The organism is Streptomyces sp. NPDC102490 (genome assembly GCF_044765285.1).
Lineage (GTDB): Bacteria > Actinomycetota > Actinomycetes > Streptomycetales > Streptomycetaceae > Streptomyces.
Genome location: NZ_JBIWJU010000004.1, coordinates 73434 through 90379, shown reverse-complemented (window position 1 = coordinate 90379; position 16946 = coordinate 73434). Strand labels below are relative to the sequence as shown.

The following is a 16946-nucleotide window of genomic DNA, read 5'->3' as shown; positions in this document are numbered from 1 at the left end:
GGCAGCAGCCACCACAGCTCGCCGTACCAACGAGCGTCATTCCTGGGATCGGTCCGGCGTGCGCAAGGCGAGCATGGCGACGTCGTCGTCGTTGTCGTCCGGTCGCACCCCGTGCAGCAGGGAGTCGCAGAAACGGGGGAGTGGACGGCGGGCGAGGGATGCCGCGTGCCGGCGCAGCCGGTCCAGTCCCCGGTCGATGGAATGGTGCGGGGACTCAACCAGCCCATCGGTGTACAGCAGCAGCGTCGCGCGGGGCGGAAGGACGGTGACGGTGTCGGGACGCGGCCTGTCGGCCCCGGTGCCGAGGAGGAGGCCGTGGGCGTCGTCCAGATAGCGGGCCTGCCCGTCGTGGGTGATGAGCAGGGGCGGCGGATGACCGGCGTTCGTCCACCGCAGATGCCAGAGATCGTCGTCACCGCGACAGATCCTGCCGAGGATCATGGTCACCATGGGGACCTCGGCGATGTGCATCACGGCCTCGTCGAGCTGCTTGACCACGGCACTCGGGTCGGCCGTCGGCTGGGACCAGGCGAAGGCACGCAGCATGTTGCGTACCTGCGCCATGCCGGCCGCGGCGTCGAGATCGTGTCCGACGACATCACCGATGACCAGGGCGTGCGCGTCGGGGGACAGGGCGAAGGCGTCGTACCAGTCTCCGCCCACGGAGGAGGCGTGCGGTGCGGGCACGTACCTCGTGGTCATCTCGAGGCCGGGCACGCTGGGGAGCTGGGGCAGCAGATGGCGCTGCATGGTTTCGGCGACCTTGCGCTGGCGCTGGTACAAGCGGGCGTTGTCCAGGGCGAGACCCGTGCGGCGCGTCAGGTCCTCCAGCAGCGGCAGGTCCGCGGCGGTGAAGGCGTCAGGGCGCTGCGAGCGACCCAGGGTCAGGGCGCCGAGTACGTCCCGCAGGCCGCGGATGGGCGCGATGATCGCGGAATGCATGCCCGTGGTGGTGAAGAGACGGTGCTGTTCGACGGCGATGCCCGAGTCGGGCTCGCCCTGGTAGGTGGAGGGGCCGGCGAGTGAGGAGGCGACGCCGCGCAGCGCCCTGGACAGAGGCATCGGGGACGCGTCCGGGACCGGTGGCATGGGCCCCTGAAGATCCTCCCGCTCGACCAGGACGCCGTCCTTGTGCTCCATCACCAGCGCGCGCGTCACCTCGTCGCGTTCGGTGAGCAGGTCGAACACCGCCCAGTCCGCCAGCCGGGGCACCGTCAGGGCCACCAGCCGGTGCAGCGCCTCGTCCACGTCCAGCGTAGAGGTGAGCCTCGTGGTCGTCTCCGCCAGCAGGGCCAGGCGCTCCAGTTCCGTCAGGGGGGCAGGGGCTCCTTCATCACCCTTGGCGAGTGTCACTCCGGTCGGTTCGTACAGGAGTACGAGCCCGCCCGGCGCCTGCGCGCCGAGTGCGTAGGGGGTGACCACCCAGGACAGCAGGACGAGGGAGCCGTCCCCGAGGACGAACCGCCCGGTGTCGCCGTGGCTGGTGCTGCCTTCGAGCAGCGCTCTGCGCAGCGGGCAGCTGGTGCGGGGCATGGTGTGCCCGTGGTCGTCCCGGTGCAGCAGGTCGTGGAAGTCCTCTCCGACGAGCTCCAAGAGGCTTCTGCCCAGCATCCTGAGGGCCGCGTCATTGGCTGCGACGATGGCGCCGTCGTCGTCCAGCACGATGGCGGACGTGCTCACGTCGTCCAGCGTGAGGTGGAGCAGGGCACCGGGCCGCGGCCGGTTCCGGGGCTCGGGGGAGTCGTGTGGCGTCCGGCCGTCGCGCCGCGGAGGACCGTCCATGACGGCATGCTGTCAGGGCACGCGGTGCCGGTGCAACACGGGTGGCGCCTCGTGGGCGAACTGCGACCCTGCCCCCTATCGCGCACCGCTCGTGTGAGCGAAACGCGACAGCGTGGTCCCGGACGGTCGTCCGCGGTCGGTTTCGTCCTGTACGAGCAGGGAGAGGAGCGAGGCCACGGTCAGGCCCGCTTCCGCGGGGTGGCGCAGGACCCGGTCCGGCTGGATGCGGTAGGTGTTGGTGCGCCCGTCCCGGGTGTGGGAGAGGTAGCCGTCCTGTTCGAGGTCGGAGATGATCCGTTGGACGGCGCGCTCGGTGAGCCGGCAGCGGGCGGCGATGTCGCGGATCCGGATGTTCGGGTTGTCGGCGATGGCGGCCAGCACGCGGGCGTGGTTGGTGACGAACGTCCATCCGACGTGAGCTTGAGGTGCCTCTGCCATGCGCTGATTCTACTGATCATCCCGGCGGGAACGCAGCCGGTCCGCCGTGGCGGACCGGCTCCGATACTCAGGCGGCCCGGATGCGGCCCCGTCCACCGCGGCGCTGTCGCGGACGCCGGGGGAGGAGCGCTTCGTCATGGTCGAGGTCCTCGCCGACCTCGGGACCGTAGGCGGGGGCCGTGAAGAGGTTCTGCCATTGAGGCTTGGGGAGAGCCGTCCGCTCAACGGCCTGCTCTCCACGGCGAATCTGCGGGTGTGACATCCCTTTGTTCCGTTCCTTACTTCGCTACTTCTTTCCGCTTCTGCTGCGGACTGCGGCGCCTGTCAACGGGCCGCACGCCGTGCGGCCCGGCGGCGAAGCCACAGGGGCAGGGCGTACCAGGACAGCGCGAACCACGTCATCACGCCGCCGACGAGCAGTTTCGCCCAGAGTCCCGGCACCACGACGTGCAGGATCAGAAGCAGTGTGCAGCCGATGGTCAGGGCCATCAGGAGCAAGCCGCACATCATCAGCCGGTGCGCCGCCTCGACCATCTCGTCCTTCATCCGCTGCCCCGAGAGGAAGCGATGAATGGAGACCGGGGCGATCAGGCACGCGGTGGCCGTGGCGCCGGAGACGACGGTGGTGACGTAGACGGCGTGGTCGAAGGTGTCCAGGTCACGGAAGAGCGGCGTGAACGCGACACTGAGCAGGAAGCCGAACAGGATCTGGACTCCGGTCTGAGCGACGCGCGTTTCCTGCATGATCTCGTTCCAGCGACGGTTGACCCGCTCGCTTGGCGTCTCCGGTGCTTCGTCCGTGGCGACGTCGCCGTGCCCTCCGCACGTACAGCACCCGCCGGCCCTTGCCTGCGGCCGCCCGATCGACTCCGTCGTCATGTCTGTGTTTTTCCCTCCGCTTGTGGTCCGTTCATATGCCCGTTGAAGCGGGTCGCATGCCGCACACGGTGATGATGCGATGGGTTTCGTCCTGTACGAGCAAGGAGACGGGGGAAGGCCACGGTCGCGCCTCGCGCCTCCTGCGTCGGAGACCGTCCGCTGGACGCCGCATTCGATGAGGCGGCAGTGGCCGGCGAGTGTTGCGGTGTCTTTCGTCGTACCTGCTTCCGCAATTCTGGCCAGGAGGTCGGAATGGACCTCTCGACACGGGGCATTCGGGATTCTGTTTGACGCGGTCCTGCCCGAGTTGCGGGGACCGGGGAGATGGAGACAGTCACCGCCTCGCGGTGCGGCGGTCGGCCGCCGCGCGGGCGGGATTCACCTAGGGGAGAGGCAAGACGATGATCCTTCCGGCGGAGAAGGAACTGCGTGCGGTGCTGGCTCGGTTCGCCCACGCGCGCAAGGAATACGACGTGTGTCCCACCGGCCGCACCCGCAGGGCACTCGACGATGCCACCTACACGCTGTGTGTGATCACCGGAGCTCGCACCGCCGAGGACGCCCTGACCACGGCGGACGCCCTGCTCGACCAATACACCGACCGTACGGCCGTTTCCCAGGACGAAGAGGAGCTGGCTGCCTAGCCAGGGTTCTCGCCGGAGTGCTGCCCCGGATCTTCCACCAGGCCGTCCAGCGCTCCGGCGAGAACCAGATGGGCCGGATCACCGGTCTCACGCGGCGCCCAGCATGGCGACCAAGCTGGAGGAACTGCGCGACCCGGCCCGGCCGAGCCCATCTCTGGCGCTTCGGCCACAACCACCGCCAGCCGCTGCTGGACGCGATCGGCATCGCTCGCCGGGACGCCCGTCTCGCCCACGGCCGCCGGGCCGACAGGGAAGAGGAACGGTGCCGTGAGGAACGGGAAGCCGCTCAGCGGGACGCGTGGCGGCCGCATCCGCATCTGCCCCGGCCAAGCCCCGGCGACGACCGACTACTTGGGGGGAGCGGGGCGGCTGCGGCGGCCCCACCGCCGTCCGTTCCCCGGTCAGGCCCGTCGGCCGCCGTCAGCAGACAGGACCGCGCCAGTGATATAGGAGGCCCCTGGCGAGCACAGCCATACTGCCGCTGCCGCGACCTCCTCGGGGTCCGCCAGCCTGCGCAGCGGAGTCACGGTCGCCTGCTGTTCGGCCATCTGCGCGTCGGCCGAAGCGACGACACCGTCGAACATGGTGGTCTTCGTCAGTGCCGGGCACAGCGCGTTCACGCGGATGTTGTCCGGCCCGTAGTCGACGGCGGCCACCTTGGACAGGCCGACGACCCCGTGCTTGCTGGCCACGTACGCCGGGGCGCCGGGGATCGCGTACAGGCCGCCGTTGGAGGCGACGTTGACGATTGCCCCGCCGCCGAGCTGCTTCATCACGGGCAGTTCGTACTTCAGGCACAGCCACGTGCCGGTCAGGTTCACTCGCAGCACGTGCTCCCACTCGTGGACCGGCATCTCCGTCAGGACCTGACCGGTCGAGGGTATCCCCGCGTTGTTCACCGCGAAGTCGAGCCGACCGAACGGTGCCACGACCTGAGTCACGGCTCGCTGCACGGAGTTCTCATCGGCGATGTCAACGGCCACGGCCTCGGCTCGGCCGCCCTCCTCCGCGATCAGCCCCACGGTCTCCCGGGCGCTGCCCTCGTCCAGGTCGAGCACGGCGACCGCGGCCCCGCGCCGGGCGAACTCGAGCGCAGCGGCGCGCCCGATTCCGCTGCCGGCGCCGGTCACCAGACCGGCCTTGCCGGCGTAACTGCTCATGCCAGCGGCTCGTGGTTGACCCAGACCGCCTTGTACGGGTGACGGCTCTGCCAGCGCTTGATCAGGTCGACGGCCCCAGGCATGGTGAAGGTCGCGTTGAGGGCGTCGAGGTCGGCCAGGCGCAGCTGCAGGACGGCGCTGGCGACGGCCACTGGGGCGTGATCGTCGCCCGGAACACGGAGGTGGTGCCGGGTGGCGACCGACTCGACCAGACCGGAACCCATCACGAGCTCCTCGAACTCCTTGAGGTACTCGTCCAGCTCACTCGTGGGAATCGGATCATCGAAAGCTACGATCATCGTGTGGTGGATCATGCCTCCAGGGAACAGGCATTTTCCGTGCCCGTCCAAGATTCATCTGTTCTCGTTTCATGCCTGACAGGAATGGAACCGGTGGCCGGCCTGGCCGAGCGGCACTGAGTCGTTTCCAAACCAGCCCCGCGGTTCCTCGGCCGACACCTGCCCGAGCGGCACAGAGCCATCGGCTGCCGGCACCGCCGTCGTCGCCAGGACCTCGCCTGCCTACTGAGAAGCGCATCGCACCCCTGCTCACGGAGGCTTGACCGTTAGCCCTGCAACAGTTAGCGTGTTAACTATGAACGGTGTGAGACGAGAGGACACGTTGGAGCTGATGCGGTGGGTTGTGTGGGCGCAGCGACGCTCCGCTGACGACTGGATACGGGAACGCGGCCTCACGCACGAGCAGAGCGCCGTGCTGGCGTACCTGTCGCAGAATCCGGAGGCCATTCAGCGTGACGTCGCGCGGGCCATGCGTACCAGTGCGCCGAGCGTCTCGCGGCTCCTGGCCGGACTCGAGCGGCGCGGACTCGTGGAGCGCCGGACGCAGGAGGACGACACGCGAAGCCGTCGGGTGCATGTCACTGCAGCGGGCTCCGAACTGATCCAGGGTTTCGAAGAGGCCATGGACCGAGTCGAGGAGTCGATCCTCGCGCCGCTGGGTGCCACAGGGCGGGCACGACTCCATGAACTCCTGGAACAGCTCGCCTCCCGGATCGAACCACCCAGCTCTCCCTGATCCGCTCTACTGCCCCGCACGGCGCCCGGAGCCTCGCGGTCAGGGCCGCAGGCTCATTCACCAGCAGTAAGGAACGCATGTATGGCTCAGATCACGATCATCGGTGCCGGTCTCGCGGGACTGACACTGGCACGAACCCTGGCAGTCCATGGAATCCCGTCCACGGTGTACGAGGCGGAGACGTCTGCTCAGGCCCGTGGCCAAGGCGGCATGCTCGACATCCACGACTACAACGGACAACACGGGATCCGTGCCACCGGCCTGATGGACGGCTTCCGATCCCTCATCCTCGAAGGCCGCCAGGCATCCCGCGACGTGGCACCTGACGGCACCATCCTGGCGGACCAGCCCGACGACCCCGCCGGAGGCCGCCCCGAGGTACAGCGGGGCGAACTGCGACAGTTGCTGCTGGAATCCCTGCCCGCCGGCACTATCGTCTGGGGGCACAAGACCCGGAGTGTCCGGACCCTCGCTGACGGCCGCCACGAAGTGACCTTCGCCAACGGAGCGACGCTTGTCACCGACATCCTCGTCGGTGCCGACGGCGCCTGGTCGAGGGTCCGACCCCTGCTCTCCGATGCCACGCCCGCCTATGCCGGACGCTCGATGATCGAGACATACCTGTATGGGAGCAACACCCGGCACCCTGCCACCCTGGCGCTGGTCGGCGGCGGATCGATGACCGCCTACGACGAAACCACCCGCATTGGTCTTGGCGTGCAGCGCGAGCGCGCGGACACCTTGCACTCCTACGCCATGTTCGACCAGCCGCTCGACTGGTTCGACGGCATCGACTTCAAGGACGGCCCCGCGGCCGCCCGCACCGTCGCGGCGATGTTCGAGGGGTGGGCGCCCGAACTCGTCGCTCTGGTCGCGGACAGCGACATCCCGCCGATCTTCCGCCCCTTGTACGGGCTACCCATCGGGCACCGCTGGGACCATGTACCCGGAGCCACACTCATCGGAGACGCCGCCCACCTGGCACCGCCGGACGGCGAAGGAGCGAACTGGGCACTCTTCGACGCAGGCCAGCTCGGCAACGCCATAGCCCAACAGCCCAAGGACATCGACGCGGCCATCCGCGCCTACGAAGCCGCGCTTTTCCCACGGAACATCGACACCGCAACCGCCGCCGCGGCCTACTACCCCGAATTCAAACCCCACTGACCACAGCGAGCACTACCCACCTCATGTCGATACGGCGAGGTGAAGGGCGCGAGGGCGCCCTTGACGAGGCCGGTGATCGAGGCGGTGCTGCAGCGGGGGTCGGTGTGCAGCGGCAGCTGTTGCACTGTCGCCGGGAGCGTAGCCGGCGGACCGTGACTGCGGTCAGGCAGTTCCGTGGCCTACGTTGCGGCTGACGCCTGGGCCCAGGGCGCAGGAATTCGAGGGGAGGTCACACACCGGCCGTGCTTCTGAAAGCACGCATCTCCCACCGTGCCGCCTCACGGCAGGGAAGAGTGCACGGTCGGAACACCGCCTGTTCACCAGTGAAGCGCGTTTGGCCGACGGGGCCGTCGCTGAGCGTCTCGCCCGCACCACCGCCAAGCCCCCGCGACGTCTCCTTCGACGGCATGGTCCGCCAGACACCGCCGGCACCATGACGCCCATCCGGTTCCGCGCCGGGAGGCCGGGCAGTGTCACTGCTGACCAGTGCCGACCGCGACCGCCTGAACGACCTGGACATCGACGACACCTCCCGGCCTCCCGAACGCCCGCCCCCCCCAGCGACCGGAGCCAGCCGCAACCGCCCCGCCTGCCAGCCGCCCACCGCCCCGCCCGTCACACAGGACCCGTCTGCCCCGGACTTCCTCCCGGCAGTCCGTCCCCTCCTGGCCGCACGGCCCCCGCAGCCGGCCACGCCAGCCGCCGAGGCTGCACACCCGCCCACGAACCCTGAGACGACACCCCAATCCTCGGACAGCGTGAAGACCACGCCGTGCGGACGACCAGACCACGAGGGAGCTGCCTGCCGAACTCATCACGCTGCAACAGGCTGCAGGCATCGCGCAGGGCCGGAAGCCGCGCAGACCGCGGGGACACACCACGCCCACACCAAGCGCCTCAACCGGCACGAGGTCGAGGCACGCCTGCCGCAGCTCGTGCGCCGCACCGCACGCCGGGCACGGCCACCGAACCGGAGCGTTCGCCGAAGGGGCGTGGTCGGCGCACTAGGAACTCTGGCGTGGCCGCCTCGCCGGCGTCATCGGCTGATCCCTGTCCATCCGCTGCTGAGGCAGTTGGTCAGTGGACCAGGGCCCGGAACCGGGATCCGGATGCACGGGCCTGGTGATGCCGGCCCGGGCGGCCTCCAGCTGGGCCGCGAAGGCCACACCCAAGAAGAGCGCTACGCCCGCCAGGTTGGCCCAGAGGAACAGGGCCATCAGGGCGGTCAGCGGCCCGTACAGCGAGCCGAAGGACCCACTGTGCCCCACGTAGAGGGCCAGCAGCCAGGTAGCCGTGATCCACAGGACGAGCTGCACGACGGACCCGAACACCAGCCAGGTGTAGCCTGGTTGGCTGCGCCGGGGCGCCCACCGCAGGACGACAGCCGATGCCATGCAGGCGAGCGCCACGCCCACTGGGACCTTCCCCCAGTCCCACCAACTCAGCCAGGCACCGGGCCAGCCGAACACCTCCGTCACCGCCCTGCCCACCGTCTCGCCGGCCACCGTCACGAGAAATCCGAGTACCAGCGGTCCGCCCGCACCGACCGCCAGCAGCAGGCTGCGGCCGTACTTCTCCAGGAACGGCCGGTCGCGTTCGATCCCGTAGATGCGGTTGCACCCCCGCTCGACCTGGCCCATGGCCGATGCGAGGTTCAGCACGGCGAAACCGAGGCCCAGCCACATGGCCACGGTGCCCGCCGTGTCGGCATCGGCATGCGTGCGGGTTGCCAGCAAGCCATCGCGCACGAGTTCGGCGCTGGCCGCCGGAACGATTTCGCTCAAGGTCAGTTCGATCAGCCGTCCGACGCTCTCTGTGTGCATGGCCGCGGAGACCCCGACCAGGGCGATGGCGAGCGGCACCATCCCGATCACCAACTGGAAGGCGAGGGCCCGTGCGAAGCTGAATCCGTCGGCGTACCGGAAGCGCAGGAACGCGTCGGTCACCAGCCGGCGGCCCCCGTAGCGGCGCAGCGCGGTCCACGCTTCGTCTCCGGACAACTCGTCACCGATCATGTCCCTCGTCTGCGGTACGTGCACCACTGTTCCCATGCAGGAGATGTGCTCCATCGGCCCGTTTCTATGCGGTTGGACGCCATCGTGCGCAGGGGGCTGTGCTCCGGTTTTCCGCTGCGGCAACCGACAGAGGAGGAGGCCGCTGCCTGATGCAGTCCAGGGGGAAGGGTTCGCGAAAATCGCCGACGGAATCCGTCAGACCGGAAGCTTCAGCGAACCGGAACAGTGGCGCTTCGCCTGGGAGCGCACGTACTCCCGTGAGAATGGCGAAGGTCCTGGACAGCGCCGGGGCCGCGATCGACAAGCTCGGCGGCCACGTCACCATGCCCTACACATCCGTCGTGATCACCTCGGCACGTCCCCAGGTCGCGCGCGCTGCGGGAGGCGCTGAACAGCCGATACGGCCGCGGTAGTCAACGTTGCAGAAGGCCAACACCGAAGACACAAGGACCCGCATCGCGGCACTCACGGACGACCGCCTGTTGCCCGATTTCCCCATCGCACCCACATGGTGAAGATCGGCTGCGCCCCGAGACCATGAGGGAGACGACCTGTTCTCCGTCCACTCCAGCGTCTGCCGCGACGAGGTCGGTACCACCGGTAAGGACACCGTCATCGCGCCCATCGTGCCGACCACGAATGCGTACGGACGCGTCGGCTCGTTCGACGAGACCCGGGACGAACTCCTGGAACGCACACCGCTGCCCTCGGGCGCCATCGCGGACCAGAGCGAGTCGATGCTCAAGCAACTGGCCTGCCACCTGCTGTATGCCATACCGGGGCGGACAGGCATCCCGACGTGGGAGCTGGAGGCGGAGCACGCGAACATTCCGGGGGAGAAGGTGCTGGATCCGACCCACGAATGCAACTGGGGCTTCGACGGGGACCGGATGCCCACCATTGCTCCCATGAACGGTGATCCGGACGACTCATCCCCGATGGTGCATGCCGGGCCCGACGCCACCGGGAACGAGGGTTCACAGGCGTGGCCCGACGGGGCTGCCTCCGACGATGGCGGCCGTCTGGAAGCCGAGTGGTCCTCTACCGCGGGCGAGGACGTGGACGTGGGGAACCCACCTGCACGTTCACGGACCAGTTGAGCGTGAACACCGGGTTCACCTGTACCGATGACGGCACCTACACCGTCACGCTGACCGCTGACGACGGCGTGAACCGTCCGGTCAGCGGCAGTGCGCGGGTAACCGTGAAGAACGTCGCCCCGTGATCAGCGTGACCGGCCCCGGAGGACTGGTCGGTGCACCGGGTGAGGAGTGAACTGTCAGTACGGTCGACGTTCACCGTTTGCGGCTCCAACGCCACAGACACGTACCCGACGTACCCTCCCGAAGCGAGCGGCTCAGCCGTGCTGCCCGTGAAGGAGCACGGCCTGCCGAACCTTCCAGTCGGAACAGGACTACTCCTTCGCGGCGGTGCTTTCTCGCAGGAGCCGTAGGTGTCCCTGGAAGGGCTGGCGGTGTCACGAGCCGAGGAAGGTTCGAGGCGAGCCACCGAACCAGCCTGCGGCCATGGACCGTCACCCGGCGCTGGCTGGTGAGGGTCCAGCATGGAGGGGGCCTTACCGGAGCGGGGTTCGGTCGAGGAGATGGCGTACTGAACGAATTTTCGAAGGAGGGTGTGAACACCGTGTCGCCGGGCACCCGGACTATCGCACCGAGGTTCTGGCATGTGGAGCTGGTCGGGATCTACCAACCAAGGGACAAACTCAGGCCCTTGTGACGCTGGTGCGTATAGGTGCCTGAGTCGGAATTGACGATGGGATTTGAAATGATCATTCTTGGGCTTATTCTGCTGATCATCGGTCTGCTTGTCGGTATGGGTCTGCTGACGACGATCGGTGGCATCCTCATTCTGGTTGGCGCCATCCTGTGGATCCTGGGTGCGACCGGTCGCGCGGTCGGTGGACGCAAGCACTTCTTCTAAACTGATCATTTCAGGATGAGGTTTGGGTCCCCAGGCGCTTGAACTGGGGGAGCCAGGCGAAGAATAGCTCGACGACCCGCCTGGTCTTGCCAATGCCGGATCCGTGGGCGGTGCTTGTCGTAGTCATAGCCGCGGTCGGGGAGCAGCCGCCGTGGTCGGTGACGGGCCCGCCCACCAGGCCGCGGCTGCGGGGTATTGCGTCGAGCAGGGGCATGAGCTGGGTGACGTCGTGCTGCCCCGACAGCCGCGGTCGACTGGTGAAGGTCCGGTGTGAGCCCCCTTTCAGGGCCCGGACATGTGAGCCGTCGACCGCGGCGTCGTTCATGTCCAGCAGGTCGGCTCTGCGGGGTTCCGCGAGGAGGATCTCGTGCAGGCTGGGCCAGACGCCGGCCTCAGTCCGGTCCCGCAGACGCCGTCGGCACGCCACCGCCGAGAAAGCCCCGGCCGGGAGCACTACCCGGCAGAGGTCTTGAGGCATCGGTGGTGGGTCGCATGATGCCGCTCGGGGCGACTCAGGCGCCCAGTGCGGCCGTCGCCATCTACGGGCACGGATGGGTGAAGCCACTCGCGAGCATGCGATGCCGGGGCGTCAGGTGGTGGACTTCTCCCTGAGCTGTCGGGAGAACGCCGTCGCGGACGCGCGCGACGCCTGCTCTACGATGCTGATGCCGACCTCCTGGGTGCTGCAGCCGTTGAGAAGTACCGCCATCAGATAGACGCGGCCCTGATGCTGTATCCGACCGATGCTGTTGACGTCCCATTTCTTGGTCTGAGTCCGCTTGAGCCACCCGTTCTTCAGCGCTGTCGTGCCCGAGTCGGCTGCCGCGGACACGCCCCAGGTCTGGCTTCCCACGACGTGCCGCATCAGGTCCTGGATGTAGGCACGCGACGCCTCACTCAAGGGCGACTTGTCGCCGAACACGGACTGGAGCAGGCGTATCTGATCCTCCGCTGTGGTTTGGGTGATGCCCCACACGGTCCCTTTACCACCCTGTGTCTGGGACAGGCCGAGTCGTTCGTTGGCCGCGTCGAGCCCGCGGGCACTGCCTATGCGGGTCCACAGGGCACTGGTGGAGGCGTTGTCGCTCTTCTGGATCATGGCAGCGGACTGGGCACGCTCCTCGGTGCTCAACTTCCGACCCTCGTCCTGGGCTTGGAGCAGCAGGGTAGCCAGGATGTCCACCTTCACGATGCTGGCGGTGTCGAAGGCGTCGTGTCCGTACGTCGCCATGGCGCCGCTGTCGACGTCCAGCATCGCCACGGACATCCGGTTGGCGCCGAAGAGCGCGGTCACGGGAGCCAGAGCCGGTTGGAGGTCGAATGACTTCTGTGCCGGGATGGGCGACGGCAGTGGTTCCGGTGCGTCCGCAGGCGCCTCGCCTGCCTTCGCCCGGGCCGAGTCGCCTGGTGAGGACGGAGTCTTCGCCCGGGCGGGAGCGGGCGACTCGCCGGAGTCGCTCCCGGTGATGGCATACGTGGTGACGCCGCCGACCAGGATCACGACCGATGTCACGGTCCACGTTATGCGGCGTCGCCTGGCCCTGCGGCGACGTCGTTGCTCCCGACGGGAGCGTCCGCGTCGCCGAACACGTGGGTTCTCATGCACGGATGAGATGATAATCGAATCAGAGTTCGAGATCGCCAGGTGCCTCGGCGGTGCGTCCGTTCCTGGCCGTCGACCGTATCGAGGCTGGCCGGGGCGCCTCGGAGCGTGGCCATAAGTCGGCCACCAGTCCTCGCGGACGCGCTCCGACGCATAGACGAGGCATAGTTCCGCCCGGCCGTATCAGACTTGAAAGCACTGCCTCAGGGCGGATGAGTCGGGGGCGCCAGAGGCCGAGGACGACGGGAGCCGGCGTCGAGCAGACTCGGTGGAATCGGCCTCGGCGGGTCCCTGGGGTGCCAGGGCATCCCAAGCACCGGTCGTCCACCGCCCGGCGCGGACCGCCTGATGCAGTGAGTCCGCACTCATAGGTGCCAGGAATGGGAAGAGTGTGGCCGTGGGGATACCGCCGGAGCCGCCTGGCACGAGGTGATCACGCCTGCCCCGGGCCGGGCACGACGAGTTGATTCCGGGCCTGCTGCGGGAAGCTCGACAGCTTTGTGATTCGTGGAGCCAGAGCATGAGAGCTGCGGGTGGAGACCGGCCCGGTAACGGACGGCGAGTTTATCGAAGCGGGTCGCAACGGCGCGGGACTCTTTGAGCTGGTTGAAGCAGCGTTCGACGACGTTGCGGACCTTGCAGACGTCGCGGTCGAAGGCCGGCGGTCTGCCGTCGGCCCGGCCGCCCGACACCGGTCCGGGGCACGCGCCCCGCGTTCAGGAGCGCGTCGAAGAGCGCGTACACGTGATCCAGATCGGCCGCGAGGCATTGTGGTGCCTGCTCGCCCGCAGCGGCATAACCTTCCAGCGGACCACGACCTGGAGGGGGTCGCCGGGCTCCTGCTGGACGAAACAGGGCAGCCCGACCGCCTGCCGGCGACCTACCGCCGCACCCAGGGCGTCATCTACTTTCACGGCTGCTACTCCGTGCCGACTCCCGCTACCGCAGCCACCCCGCGGCGACAGGGCGGCCAGTGACTCAAACCCCCGGAACACGCCGTCGTCGTCGACGGCGTGGGCGAACTCCTCGAAGTCCATGTTCGCGCCCGAGAGGTTGTTCTCGATGCTCCACAACTCGGCTGCCACAACGCAGACGCTCAGTCTGCAATTCCACCACGAGGAGTGGCCGTTCAGTCGAGGCCACAGCTACTGAATCCGCCAGGACCAGAAATGCATGCTGGTACTCCGCAGGGATCAGGTCGAGGGCCTGGTCGGGTGACAGGCTCTCGAACCTCCGGTCATCAACAAGCGCGACGTTGGCCAAGAAGCCGTCCTTGCTGGGCGAGAACAGCGCCTCCCGCAGCGCCTCCCAAGCACCCTCTGCCGAGAAGCCGGCGCGCACAACGAGGACTTCCAAAGCGCTGGGGAACCGATTCATGCGCGGACAGTACGGCCAACCCGGTGAACCAATCCGGTCACAGCACTAGGCGGTGGCCCGGTGTGCTGCCTGGGTGAGCCACACCCAGGCAGCAGGCGCCCTGGTTGATGGCCGTTGACCTGCCCAGACTCGGCGGTGCAGGAAGGACCGCACCATTCGAGGAGAGGAGTCCGCCATGGCCGGGGCTGTTGAGGGCGACCACGTCGACGTGGTCGGGATGTGGGTGACCGCGGACGGTCACATCCGTCAGGAGTTGTTGCCGGACGGCCGCTACGACGAAGCCCGCGGCGAGCGGCGCAGCGCGTACACCGGCCGGTACACGGTGACCGGCAGCCACCTGGACTACATCGATGACACCGGGTTCACCGCCACGGGCGACATCCGGGGCGGGGTGCTCTATCACGAGCACCTCGTGCTCTACCGGGAGAAGAAGTCGTCGTAGAGGGGCCGGCCACGGCTGCTCCGGGCACCGGGGGCGAATCCGCCGTCGGCGGACCCAGAAGTCCCGGCACAGCGGTCAGCCAGCCGGTCAGCAGCAGCAACGAGAATGAAGGACCACATCCATGACAGGACAACGACTTGACGGCAAGATCGCGCTGATCACGGGCGCGACCGGCGGCCTAGGCACAGCGACCGCCGAACTCTTCGCCCGCGAAGGCGCCCGACTAGTGATCACCGATATCGCCGAAGGCCCCCTGCGGGACCTGTCCCACCGGATCCGAGCACAAGGCGCGGAGGTCGTCACTGCTCGCCTCGATGTCTCCTCCGCGCGGGAGTGGGACGAAGTGATCACCGTCGTACGCGACCGATTCGGAACGCTGGACGTGCTCGTGAACCTCGCCGGCATTCTGGACTGGCCAGGGATCGAGGACACACGGGAAGAGGCGTGGGACCGCGTCATCGACGTGAACCAGAAAGGCACATGGCTCGGCATGAAGGCGGCGATGCCGCTCCTGCGCGCGAACGGCAACGCTTCGGTGATCAATACGTCGTCAGTCCTCGGCCTGGTAGGAAGCGGTGCTGCTGCGGCCTACCAGGCGTCCAAGGGGGCCGTGCGCCTGTTGAGCAAGACCGCCGCAGTCGAGTACGCCCGGCAGGGAGTACGGATCAACTCGGTGCATCCCGGCGTGATCGCCACGCCGATGATCCAGGAACTCCTGGACGAACAGGGCGACCAGCAACCGGACATCCAACGCACCCCCATGCGCCGAGCCGGCCGCGCCGACGAGATCGCACCCGCGATCCTCTTCCTGGCCTGCGACGACTCCTCGTTCGTCACCGGCACGGAGCTGGTGGTCGACGGCGGGCTCACCGCGCACTGAACACCCAGCCGTACGACGTTCACGTGGGCCTCCCGTGAAGGCGTCAACAGCGCGACCCACCCGGTCCGCGCACCGCACCACTGCACAGCACTTCAGGTGCCCAGGTTCTCCGCACCGGCGCCCGTACTCACCATCTCCAGGGACCGCACCATGACACCTGCAACCGCATCCGCCGCACCCTCCGAATCCACCGAGTTCGCCGGGAAGATCGCCCTCGTCACCGGAGCCGCGAGAGGGGTGGGCCGGGAGACCGTGGCCCTCCTCCACGCCCGCGGTGCCCGGGTCGTCGCCCTCGACCTCCGCCCCGACGTCAGGAACCTGGCGGGGGAGTTTCCCGGCGTCGTCGCGGCAAACGGTGACATCACCCAGGAGGAGACCGCCCACCGCGCGGTGGCAACGGCCCTGGAAGCCTTCGGCGGACTGGACATCCTCGTGAACAATGCCGGGCGGACCCAGAACAAACCCATCACCGACACCACGGCCGAGGACTGGGACACCGTGATGGCGGTCAACGCCCGTGGCTCCTTCTTCTGCGCCCGCGAGGCATTCCGGACCATGAAGAGCCGCGGCGGCGGCGCCATCGTCAGCACCGGCTCGTACGCCTCCACCGTCGCCCTGCCCGAAGGCGTCGCCTACAGTGCGTCGAAGGGCGCTCTGGCCCAGCTGACCAAGGTGCTCGCCGTCGAGGGCGGCCCGCTGGGCATCCGCGCCAACCTCGTAGCCGCGGGCGTCATCGAGACCGACTTCCTCGACACGATCCGCCCCGACAGCCGTGCCTACCTGGCGTCCTTCGCCGCCGCTCAGCCACTGGGACGTGTGGCGCAGCCCGAGGAGATCGCCGAAGTCCTGTGCTTCCTCGTCTCGCCCCGCTCCAGCTTCGTCACGGGAGCCGTGGTCGCCGCTGACGGCGGTTTCACCGCGATCTAGCGTCGCAACAGACAGCACATCTGGCGACCACGGCGCGGAGGCCGTGGTCGTCGGCACTTCCACCGGATGATGTGAACGGGAGGTGCCCGAGTCGCGCAGTGTTCACGCGCTCTCGGTTCGCGTTCTCACAAACGGGGGGTCCCGCCGGACGGCAGGCATGCCGGAACCACTCCCGCAGAGGGGAGGCAGCAGAGGGAACGTCAGGCCGAGACCCGAGAGATGCGAACGAGTCGGGCACCGCACACAGCGATGGTCACCACGACCGTCATCGCGCATCTCCTCCGATCCCCAAGAGTGGCCTGTCCGCCACTTCCACACAGACCGTGGCATCACCTGAAAACATTTGCCCCGGCCGGGCAACGCGGGGACCTCTCATGAACAGAGCTTCAGCCTTCCCGGAGCCTTGCGCCTGCCGATCCGGGACAAGCTTCCCTTCCGGAAGACCGAATTACCCGCACCAGTCGCATGCGCACCAGCGACGCCCCCCCGACGACTATGACGATCTCGCGCAGGGACGCGAACGGCGCAGACATCGCAGGCCCGCGTTCCTCACGACGTCCTCGCTGTTCACCGCAGTGGCGAGCCCGATAATCCGTTGACGGCCGCTTACGCCCCCTTGCTACTGTCGGGCGACTCATCGAACTACTCGCGCCTGC

The 16946-nt window shown here is 68.1% G+C and carries 16 protein-coding genes and 5 pseudogenes; 11 read left to right on the top strand and 10 right to left on the bottom strand.

Annotated features, from left to right (window positions below; translation table 11 throughout):
• Nucleotides 1–36: 36 nt before the first annotated feature.
• The 3 genes from ACIRGB_RS09685 to ACIRGB_RS09675 all read right to left on the bottom strand — a co-directional run bounded on the left by ACIRGB_RS09685 (nucleotide 37) and on the right by ACIRGB_RS09675 (nucleotide 3099).
• Nucleotides 37–1782, bottom strand: coding sequence for a SpoIIE family protein phosphatase (locus ACIRGB_RS09685; protein WP_403860865.1), 1746 nt, complete (start codon nucleotides 1780–1782; stop codon nucleotides 37–39).
• Nucleotides 1783–1857: 75 nt separating this feature from the next.
• The gene (locus ACIRGB_RS09680; protein WP_403860863.1) at nucleotides 1858–2220 is read right to left on the bottom strand and encodes a helix-turn-helix transcriptional regulator; all 363 of its coding nucleotides are present in this window, start codon (nucleotides 2218–2220) and stop codon (nucleotides 1858–1860) included.
• A gap of 324 nt (nucleotides 2221–2544) precedes the next feature.
• On the bottom strand, nucleotides 2545–3099 hold the full coding sequence (locus tag ACIRGB_RS09675; RefSeq protein ID WP_403860860.1) for a DUF6328 family protein: 555 nt from the start codon (nucleotides 3097–3099) through the stop codon (nucleotides 2545–2547).
• Between the two features lie 401 nt (nucleotides 3100–3500).
• On the opposite strand from ACIRGB_RS09675, the gene ACIRGB_RS09670 reads away from it, so the two are divergent.
• Entirely contained in the window at nucleotides 3501–3743 is a 243-nt protein-coding gene (locus ACIRGB_RS09670; protein ID WP_403860857.1) for a DUF5133 domain-containing protein, read from the top strand.
• A gap of 401 nt (nucleotides 3744–4144) precedes the next feature.
• On the opposite strand, the gene ACIRGB_RS09665 is transcribed toward ACIRGB_RS09670, so the two are convergent.
• Nucleotides 4145–4903, bottom strand: a complete 759-nt coding sequence (locus ACIRGB_RS09665; RefSeq protein ID WP_403860854.1) for an SDR family NAD(P)-dependent oxidoreductase — start codon at nucleotides 4901–4903, stop codon at nucleotides 4145–4147.
• On the bottom strand, nucleotides 4900–5217 hold the full coding sequence (locus tag ACIRGB_RS09660; RefSeq protein ID WP_403860851.1) for a hypothetical protein: 318 nt from the start codon (nucleotides 5215–5217) through the stop codon (nucleotides 4900–4902). The genes ACIRGB_RS09665 and ACIRGB_RS09660 overlap by 4 nt, the downstream gene beginning before the upstream one ends.
• 280 nt (nucleotides 5218–5497) lie before the next feature.
• Between ACIRGB_RS09660 and ACIRGB_RS09655 the strand changes: the two genes are divergently transcribed.
• Together ACIRGB_RS09655 and ACIRGB_RS09650 are read left to right on the top strand one after the other, a co-directional pair.
• Nucleotides 5498–5938: a MarR family winged helix-turn-helix transcriptional regulator gene (locus ACIRGB_RS09655; protein WP_403860848.1), complete on the top strand. Its 441-nt coding sequence runs from the start codon at nucleotides 5498–5500 to the stop codon at nucleotides 5936–5938.
• A gap of 81 nt (nucleotides 5939–6019) precedes the next feature.
• On the top strand, nucleotides 6020–7105 hold the full coding sequence (locus tag ACIRGB_RS09650; RefSeq protein WP_403860845.1) for an FAD-dependent oxidoreductase: 1086 nt from the start codon (nucleotides 6020–6022) through the stop codon (nucleotides 7103–7105).
• 1004 nt (nucleotides 7106–8109) lie between these two features.
• On the opposite strand, the gene ACIRGB_RS09645 is transcribed toward ACIRGB_RS09650, so the two are convergent.
• On the bottom strand, nucleotides 8110–9156 hold the full coding sequence (locus tag ACIRGB_RS09645) for a YihY/virulence factor BrkB family protein (protein ID WP_403862087.1): 1047 nt from the start codon (nucleotides 9154–9156) through the stop codon (nucleotides 8110–8112).
• A 133-nt stretch (nucleotides 9157–9289) separates the two neighbouring features.
• Between ACIRGB_RS09645 and ACIRGB_RS09640 the strand changes: the two are divergent.
• The 4 genes and pseudogenes from ACIRGB_RS09640 to ACIRGB_RS09625 all read left to right on the top strand — a co-directional run.
• A pseudogene (locus ACIRGB_RS09640) lies at nucleotides 9290–9533 on the top strand (hypothetical protein); the annotation flags it as partial.
• A gap of 213 nt (nucleotides 9534–9746) precedes the next feature.
• Nucleotides 9747–10220: a hypothetical protein gene (locus ACIRGB_RS09635; protein WP_403860842.1), complete on the top strand. Its 474-nt coding sequence runs from the start codon at nucleotides 9747–9749 to the stop codon at nucleotides 10218–10220.
• A gap of 2 nt (nucleotides 10221–10222) precedes the next feature.
• On the top strand, nucleotides 10223–10345 hold the full coding sequence (locus ACIRGB_RS09630; RefSeq protein ID WP_403860839.1) for a hypothetical protein: 123 nt from the start codon (nucleotides 10223–10225) through the stop codon (nucleotides 10343–10345).
• A 527-nt stretch (nucleotides 10346–10872) separates the two neighbouring features.
• On the top strand, nucleotides 10873–11061 hold the full coding sequence (locus tag ACIRGB_RS09625; RefSeq protein WP_403862134.1) for a hypothetical protein: 189 nt from the start codon (nucleotides 10873–10875) through the stop codon (nucleotides 11059–11061).
• 22 nt (nucleotides 11062–11083) lie between these two features.
• Here the strand turns inward: ACIRGB_RS09625 and ACIRGB_RS09620 are convergent.
• From ACIRGB_RS09620 to ACIRGB_RS09610, 3 genes and pseudogenes are all read right to left on the bottom strand, one after another.
• Nucleotides 11084–11494 (bottom strand): annotated as a pseudogene (locus ACIRGB_RS09620) (IS5/IS1182 family transposase); the annotation flags it as partial.
• Nucleotides 11495–11650: 156 nt separating this feature from the next.
• Nucleotides 11651–12667, bottom strand: coding sequence for a serine hydrolase (locus ACIRGB_RS09615; RefSeq protein ID WP_403860836.1), 1017 nt, complete (start codon nucleotides 12665–12667; stop codon nucleotides 11651–11653).
• A 501-nt stretch (nucleotides 12668–13168) separates the two neighbouring features.
• A pseudogene (locus ACIRGB_RS09610) lies at nucleotides 13169–13457 on the bottom strand (IS5/IS1182 family transposase); the annotation flags it as partial.
• On the opposite strand from ACIRGB_RS09610, the pseudogene ACIRGB_RS09605 reads away from it, so the two are divergent.
• Nucleotides 13400–13635 (top strand): annotated as a pseudogene (locus ACIRGB_RS09605) (IS630 family transposase); the annotation flags it as partial. The pseudogenes ACIRGB_RS09610 and ACIRGB_RS09605 overlap by 58 nt on opposite strands.
• Nucleotides 13636–13704: 69 nt before the next feature.
• On the opposite strand, the pseudogene ACIRGB_RS09600 reads toward ACIRGB_RS09605, so the two are convergent.
• Nucleotides 13705–14041: pseudogene (locus ACIRGB_RS09600) on the bottom strand (DUF6924 domain-containing protein); the annotation flags it as partial.
• A gap of 175 nt (nucleotides 14042–14216) precedes the next feature.
• Here ACIRGB_RS09600 and ACIRGB_RS09595 point away from each other — a divergent pair.
• The 3 genes from ACIRGB_RS09595 (at nucleotide 14217) to ACIRGB_RS09585 (ending at nucleotide 16290) form a co-directional block, all read left to right on the top strand.
• A complete protein-coding gene (locus tag ACIRGB_RS09595; protein WP_403860833.1) occupies nucleotides 14217–14483 on the top strand; it encodes an Atu4866 domain-containing protein in 267 nt (88 codons plus the stop codon).
• Nucleotides 14484–14604: 121 nt separating this feature from the next.
• Nucleotides 14605–15363, top strand: coding sequence for an SDR family NAD(P)-dependent oxidoreductase (locus tag ACIRGB_RS09590; protein WP_403860830.1), 759 nt, complete (start codon nucleotides 14605–14607; stop codon nucleotides 15361–15363).
• Nucleotides 15364–15513: 150 nt separating this feature from the next.
• Complete coding sequence (locus tag ACIRGB_RS09585) at nucleotides 15514–16290, top strand: SDR family NAD(P)-dependent oxidoreductase (protein WP_403860827.1); 777 nt, start codon at nucleotides 15514–15516, stop codon at nucleotides 16288–16290.
• Nucleotides 16291–16946 lie beyond the last annotated feature (656 nt).